The sequence below is a fragment of the Mesorhizobium sp. M7A.F.Ca.CA.002.15.2.1 genome (assembly GCF_003998715.1).
GTDB lineage: Bacteria > Pseudomonadota > Alphaproteobacteria > Rhizobiales > Rhizobiaceae > Mesorhizobium > Mesorhizobium ciceri.
Map to the genome: position 1 here is coordinate 1 of NZ_RZPI01000591.1, position 3,604 is coordinate 3,604.

The window sequence follows — 3,604 nt, forward strand, 5'->3', positions numbered from 1 at the left end:
GCACCTGACCGAGATGCGCGTCGAATTGATGCGCAAATTCCGCGAGGAGCTGAAGCCGATCGCCGGTGTCAAGAAGATGCTGCCGAAGCTTGGGCTGCCGTTCTGTGTCGCGTCCTCGGGCACGCTCGACCGCATCCGCTACGCGCTCGACGTCACCGGATTGCTTGGGCTGATGGAACCGCACCTGTTCAGTGCCACCATGGTGGCCAAGGGAAAGCCCGCGCCGGACCTGTTCCTGCATGCCGCCGCCAGCATGCGGGCCCATCCACGCAAATGCCTCGTCATCGAGGACAGCCCGGCCGGCATCATTGCCGCGCGGGCGGCGGGGATGCGCGTGTTTGCCTTCACCGGCGGCTCGCATGCCGGCAACCCGACCTTGAAAGCGCGGCTTGCGTCGAGTGAACCGGACTTTATATTCGCTGACATGCTGCAATTGCCCGATCTGATTGCAGGCCTGGGAGCGAGAGACAGAGCATCTTGACGAAACAGTTCGTTTGCGCGGTCGATGTCGGCACCGGGAGCGCTCGCGCGGGCATTCTCGACACCAACGGCACCTTGCTCGGCCGCGCCGAGCGGCCGATCGCCATGAACCAGCCGAAGCCCGATCACGCCGAACATGATTCGCGCGATATCTGGTCGGCCGTCTGCGCCGCCGTGCGCGCTGCCCGCGAAAAGGCCGGCATAGCTGCCGAGGAGGTCGTCGGCATCTCCTTCGATGCCACCTGTTCGCTGGTGGTGCGCGACCGGCAAGGCGGCCAGCTCAGCGTCTCGACCACGGGCGACAAGCGCTGGGACACCATCGTCTGGCTCGACCACCGCGCCATCGCGGAGGCCGACGAATGCACGGCAAGCGGCCACGCCGTGCTGAATTACGTCGGCGGCGTCATGTCGCCGGAAATGGCGACACCGAAGCTGATGTGGCTGAAGCGCAATTTGCCGGAGACCTGGAATGAAGCCGGCTATTTATTCGATCTCACCGATTTCCTGACCTGGCAAGCGACAGGTTCGCTGGCCCGCTCGCAATGCACGCTGACCGCCAAATGGACCTATCTGGCGCATGAAGAGGCCGGCTGGCGGCGCGACTTCTTTGCGCTCGTCGGCCTCGGCGATCTTTTCGAGCACGGCAATTTGCCGGAAAAGGCCAGCCCGGTCGGCGCTTATATTGGCCAACTGACCGCCCAGGCAGCGGCCGAGCTTGGGCTGAGCGAGAAATGCCGGGTCGGCGCCGGCGTCATCGATGCCTATGCCGGTGCGCTTGGCGTGCTCGGCGGCTTTGCCGGCGACCAACAGGACATCGGCCGGCATTTGGCGCTGATCGCCGGCACGTCGAGCTGCGTCATGGCGATGTCACCGGATCCGCAGCCCTTCGCCGGCGTCTGGGGTCCCTATTACGGCGCGGCGCTGCCCAGGCTGTGGCTGTCGGAAGGCGGCCAGTCGGCGACCGGCGCCCTGCTCGACCACATCATCCGCTGGCACGGCGCCGGCGGCGAGCCGGATGCCGCCATGCATGCGAAGATCGCCAGGCGTGTCGCCGAGCTGCGCGCCACCGAGGGCGACAACCTTGCCGCGCGGCTGCATGTGCTGCCCGATTTTCATGGTAACCGCTCACCGCTCGCCGATCCGCATGCCGTCGGCGTCGTCAGCGGGCTGACGCTGGACTCCTCCTTCGACAGCCTGTGCAAACTCTACTGGCGCACCGCCGTCGGCATCGCGCTCGGCGTGCGCCACGTGCTGGAGGCGCTGAACGAGAACGGCTATCTGATCGATACGCTGCATGTCACCGGCGGCCACACCAAGAACCCGCTGTTGATGGAGCTCTATGCCGACGCCACCGGCTGCACGGTGATCGAGCCGCTGGCCGACGAGGCGGTGCTGCTCGGCACCGGCATGATCGCCGCCACCGCGGCCGGGCTGTTTCCCGACCTCAACGCGGCCTGTCTTGCCATGCAGCAAGGCGGCAGGACGCGCGCGTCGAACCCGAAATCATCAGGGCGTTTCGACCGCGACTACAAGGTTTTCCTCGAGATGCACCGCCAGCGGCGGATGCTGGACGCGATCCGCTAGAGCACCGGGGCCGGTCCCTGGCTCAATCCGTTCCCGTCCCTCCTCTCTTGCCTTCATGTCGCGTTTCGTCCAGAAGCTGACGCAAACGCCGCGAAACCGAAGGTTTTGCCGTTTGAAATGCGGCTTCCGGCTTTAATGCCGACGTGCCGTATCTGGAAAGAGCGGAACAATGTCTGCGATCGAAGCCGGCGCTCGCGCGCCGGAAAATCTTTGGCGTCAGGAAATCAGGGCGACGCTGGCGCTCGCCTGGCCGATGGTGCTGACCAATCTCGGCCAGACCGCGATGACGGCCACCGACGTCATGATGATGGGCCGGCTGGGGCCGGATACGCTGGCCAGTGGCGCGCTTGGCGCCAACCTCTATTTCATGCCGCTGATCTTCGGCCTCGGCCTGATGCTGGCGACATCGCCGATGATCGCCACCGAGCTTGGCCGCCGCCGCTATTCGGTGCGCGACCTGCGCCGCACCGTGCGCCAGGGCCTGTGGCTGGCGATCCTGATCTCGATCCCAATCTGGCTCGTGCTTTGGCACGGCGAAGGCATTCTGCTGGCCATGGGCCAGGAACCGGCACTGGCGCATCAGGCCGGCATCTATCTGCGCTGGCTCGAATGGGCGGTGCTGCCCTTCTACTTCTATATCGTGCTGCGCTCGTTCATCTCGGCGCTGGAGCGGCCGGGCTGGGCGCTGGTCATCGTCTTTGTTGCCGTCGCCTGCAATGCCTTCTTCAACTGGGTGTTCATGTTCGGCAATCTCGGCGTGCCGTCGATGGGCATTGCCGGGTCGGGCCTTGCCACCTCGCTGTCCTCAACGCTGATGTTCATCGGCCTGGCTGCCGTGGTGATGCTGGAGAAGAAGTTCCGCCGTTATCGTCTGTTCGGACGGTTCTGGCGATCGGACTGGCCACGCTTCAAGGGCCTGTTGCGGCTCGGCCTGCCGATTGCCGGCATTCTCGCCTTCGAGGTGACTATCTTCAATGCGGCCGCCCTGCTGATGGGCCTGATCGACGCGGATTCGCTGGCCGCGCACGCGATCGCCATCCAGATCGCCTCGATCTCCTTCATGGTGCCGCTTGGCCTCAACCAGGCGGTGACGGTGCGCGTCGGCCTTGCGCATGGCGCCGGCAATCCGCAAGGCGTGTCGCGCGCCGGCTGGACCGCCTTCGTCATCGGCGTCTCGTTCATGGCGCTGATGGGGCTGGTGATGATCCTGTGGCCGCATCCGCTGATCAGCGCCTTCATCGATCTGAGCAATCCGGCCAATGCCAGGGTGATCGAACTTGCCGTGTCGTTCCTGGTCTTCGCGGCGCTATTCCAGGTCTTCGACGGCGCCCAGGCGGTGGCCGCCGGCATGCTGCGCGGCCTGCACGACACCAAGGTGCCGATGATCTATGCCGCGATCGGCTATTGGGGCGTCGGCCTGCCGCTCGGCGTGCTGCTCGCCTTCCATTTCGGCCTGCATGGCGTCGGCATCTGGATCGGCCTGTCGACGGGGCTGGCCGTGGTGGCCGCGCTGCTGCTGGCGCGCTGGCTGCGGCGCGAC

The 3,604-nt window shown here is 65.7% G+C and carries 3 protein-coding genes; all 3 read left to right on the forward strand.

All coding sequences use genetic code 11. From position 1 onward, the window contains the following. Window positions 1–481 (forward strand): HAD-IA family hydrolase (locus tag ENZ74_RS25710; protein WP_127313073.1); only part of this gene is annotated, 481 nt, incomplete at its 5' end. Continuing rightward, the gene (locus ENZ74_RS25715; RefSeq protein ID WP_063169748.1) at window positions 478–2,064 is read left to right on the forward strand and encodes an FGGY-family carbohydrate kinase; all 1,587 of its coding nucleotides are present in this window, start codon (window positions 478–480) and stop codon (window positions 2,062–2,064) included. The genes ENZ74_RS25710 and ENZ74_RS25715, both read left to right, overlap by 4 nt. Before the next feature lie 169 nt (window positions 2,065–2,233). Then, window positions 2,234–3,604, forward strand: a 1,371-nt coding sequence (locus tag ENZ74_RS25720) for an MATE family efflux transporter (RefSeq protein ID WP_164761206.1), incomplete at its 3' end; no start/stop codon positions are given.